This is a genomic window from Haloarcula sp. JP-Z28 (assembly GCF_011440255.1).
Taxonomy (GTDB): domain Archaea; phylum Halobacteriota; class Halobacteria; order Halobacteriales; family Haloarculaceae; genus Haloarcula; species Haloarcula marismortui.
Genome location: NZ_JAAOHT010000135.1, coordinates 1 through 3,671, shown reverse-complemented (window position 1 = coordinate 3,671; position 3,671 = coordinate 1). Strand labels below are relative to the sequence as shown.

The window sequence follows — 3,671 nt, the reverse complement described above, 5'->3', positions numbered from 1 at the left end:
CGCCGCCGACAGCGACGGTCCATCCCGAAAATCATGCTCACCAACGGTTCGAAGATGCTCCACAGCTAGTTCGGTTTGGTTCACCGCCATCAAACGGGGTTACGCGGCTGTCAATGTGATCGACTGATGGCATTTCGAAGTCGAGTTACTGCATATCTTCGTCATGGACTAGACTCGGTGTTGACATTTGCTGAGAATGCGACAGGTAGCAGTCTCCGCGCAGTCAACGGCGCGGCTTCCCTACATAGGAGCACTGGTCAACTACTGGCAGTGGGTTCCGAACTGACCGATGCATTAAGCGTACACGCAAACTGATTAATAGTATCAAACGGCTATGATTGCATACGGAGTTCATGATATATGCAGAAAGTTGCTCTACGACATATAATGAGAATTTTTATCATTATAGTTCTGTTGTCCACAACAGTGGCGGGAACAGCAACTGCTGAGCCGGTGGTCACTGTTTCAACAGCAAGTGGAGAGATATCGGAGGGAGAAACAATCAAAACTACTGATGAGGTGACAATCAATATCAACGCAGCTGCGGACTCAATGATTACTGTTGTCGAGATTCGAATAGATGGAGATGTTGTCAAAACGTATGAGCCAAAATCCAATACCTTCTCAAAGACAACCACTCCCGATACCGGAGACGGAGAGCAAAATGTGGAAATAATCGTTAGTTCAGATAGGGTCACCACATTCAATTATACAATCGTACAAGATAGTATACCACCAGTTATAGAGTATACAAGTCCAGTTCAGAGATATAGTGGTAGATCCTCGCCAAGCAACGTAACCGTAGAGAATGCCTATGTGAACTTATCTGGGAATATATCAGATACTACCGGGGTTAACACTGTAAGCATCCGTCGGACATATCAACATAGCTCTAACGCATCAAGCGGTCAGTCTGTTAGAACCTATAGAATCAACAATCCTGGCAATAGGTTCAACCAACAGCTGTTTCTTGGCAGTGGCGAGAACGAACTGCTAGCCCGATACACAGATGAGATGGGGAACGTTAGACGCCATGAATTCACAATCTCTGTCTCTGATAGCGAAAACCCGAAAATAAGCCTGACAGTGCCGAACAGAACATTCAACCAGCAGGTTGAGATGCAGGTGTCAGTCACCGACAATGTCCAACTCCAGACGGTGACGGTAGAACGGCCTGATGGGACAGGATTTCGGCCAATTACAGAGAGCAATCCAGAACCAGACCCGAGCCTATTATCAACTAAGATAAGCAGAAACATCAGCTTAGATGAGGGAAAGAACAACATTAGTGTCACTGCAACAGATCGCGACGGCAATAGCGCCTCAGAGTCAGCTACGATTACCTACAACAGACAGATTGAGCCGAAAATAACTATCTACCGCAATCAGACCCAAATAACAAATGGCAACCTAAGCCTCCAAGCCGCAGTAATTCAGGGCGAGATCACGCGTGTAAGTGTTGAAACAATCAATCTCACTACCAATGATATAGTTGACCTCCAGTTAATCTATAGCGGTACCGTGCGAGAGCGGGTTGATATTGGTGAGATTATTGCCTTGGCCGGTGGCCGAACCCAAGTACAAGTGAGTGCCACTGACTCAGAGGGGGAGCTACATACTAATGTACTAGTAGCTGATAATAGATCTGAAAAGGTATTTATTAATGAGTCCTCGTTAGCTGATGAGAGGTCAGCTCAAACCGCTACCGAGACACGGGCTGTGAGTAATGAGAGTAGTAACGACTCGAACAGCTCAAACACACCAGGTACAGATGAAGCAATACAAGAGACGATTACTGCCACAACAACAGGAGCCACGACTGAACCAACTGAAATACCGGCCAGCACGGCAATAGAGGCAACTGGTGTCTCGGTAGTTGTTGCCAAAATAAATCAAACGCAAATACAGCTTGGTGATACTGTTACCGTTAATGCCTCCATCGAGAGCAGAAGGAGAATAAATCAGGACGTAGTGGTTCCAGTAGCTGCCAATGGGGAGGTAATCTACACTCAAAATAAGACGATTCCTAAGAATTCGACTATAAATATGAGTCTCCAGTATACTGCAAATAAACCCGGAAATGTCTCACTACAGGTTGGTAGCGCTCCTGCCGGAAAAATTAGTGTTAGTGAGGATTCGGGACTTGTTCCTCTGGATTTGGTTCGAAACGGACTAATCGTATTCGGTAGCATCGTCATAGGTGGGTACTTAATCCTCAAATCGTTAGCTATCTACCTCGGGTACTAACTCAACTACCCCACCCTACTTTGCTCAGTCTGACGACTTCACTCGTAGAGGGTAGGGCTCGTCCGTGAACTCGGGATTGAACCCATCGAGGTAGCCGGTAAATCCGGCGTTCGGTTTCAACGTTTCAGACTTCAGGACAAGTTGACTGTCGCCAGTCCGCCAAGACGACTGTTGGCCTCAACGGGCATACCGTATACGGATATTCTTTACCGCGTTGTGATCTGAATTCGCTTCCAATCCACAGTTCATGCACTGGAAGTCGTTGCGCGACAAGTGATTCTCATCTACCGTGAATCCGCAATCAGAACGCCGCTATGACGTGTACGCCGAGCCGACTTGAAGCCGATGGATTCCTACATCCCGATATAGCCCGCCGTTTCCACCTGCTGTCAATTAGCACGCGTCGATCCTAAATGTCCAAAGGCGTACATATCAATCGCTCGGCAGTCACAATCACGTACTTGCGCCATCATGTACCTGCGTAAAAGCAGGCCCTGGCGCGGGGTTGCGGTCTGTCACAACGGATAATAGATCCAAGAGTTACCGCAACCCATATTAGAAACGTACGCAGGTCGACAAAAAGATAGAGGTATCGCTGTCTCAATTAGAGCGTCGCCGTGAGGTGCAAAGACTCACTTTGCGCACGCGCTGGTCATAGGAGTCGTCTAGTGTGCTCTATTGAAACTGCAAGACAGAAAGACGATTAGAGCGTTCTAGCGAGTTTCTTGGTGTTGTTGAGAGCGAAGAGAAGAACGATTTCACGGAACTGTCGGTACCAGAACCGCGAACGCAGGGCAGCGGCCTGCGTTCGCTTGACCGAGGAGCACGTTGTTTCAGCCATCCAGCGTTGCGTGTAGCCCTTTGCTCGGATGAGTGCGTTATTGGCGGTTGCCATCATCGAAGATCCGCGGTAGTGAACGAGATACTGGACATTGAGCGCAGCAACTTGGTATTCCCTGTTCCAGTCTTGGAACCCATTGTCGGCGGCGACAGGCCGCAGGTCGTCCGCGTTCCGGTGGACGACCCGCGGTCCAGCCTTCGTGTCGTGTTCACGCTCGATACAGCAATGTACGTCCAGCACTGCTAACGACTCTGTATCGGTCAGCGTCGTCGCTTTGATCGTTTTTACGCGCCGGCCACAGCGTTGGAGGTAGTGTTGAGAAGCCTGCTGCCGCTCGATGAATGTGCTGTCCAAGGCAACGTGGCCTGATTGCGGGAGTTGCTGCGCTGAAACGCGCAGCAACGCCCGCCAGATGTACATCGCATACCGGTCGAGTGAGTGGTAGAACGTGGTTGGATCTGCCGCGTTGAATAGCGATCTAATCGGCGGTTATCACGGGTTAGAAGGACGAAGCCGAGGAAATCAATTCTGGCTATGGAAGTCGATCTCCTCGACTTCGTTGAGCAGTGTCGGCAGCTAGTCA

1 protein-coding gene and 2 pseudogenes are annotated in these 3,671 nt (G+C 49.1%); 1 reads left to right on the top strand and 2 read right to left on the bottom strand.

The features are described from left to right. Positions 1 to 426 precede the first annotated feature (426 nt). On the top strand, positions 427 to 2,247 hold the full coding sequence (locus G9463_RS23395) for a hypothetical protein (RefSeq protein WP_370458001.1): 1,821 nt from the start codon (positions 427 to 429) through the stop codon (positions 2,245 to 2,247). 177 nt (positions 2,248 to 2,424) lie between these two features. On the opposite strand, the pseudogene G9463_RS24210 reads toward G9463_RS23395, so the two are convergent. Further along, positions 2,425 to 2,541: pseudogene (locus G9463_RS24210) on the bottom strand (zinc ribbon domain-containing protein); the annotation flags it as partial. A 409-nt stretch (positions 2,542 to 2,950) separates the two neighbouring features. Beyond that, a pseudogene (locus tag G9463_RS23385) lies at positions 2,951 to 3,547 on the bottom strand (transposase); the annotation flags it as partial. Between the last annotated feature and the right edge of the window lie 124 nt (positions 3,548 to 3,671).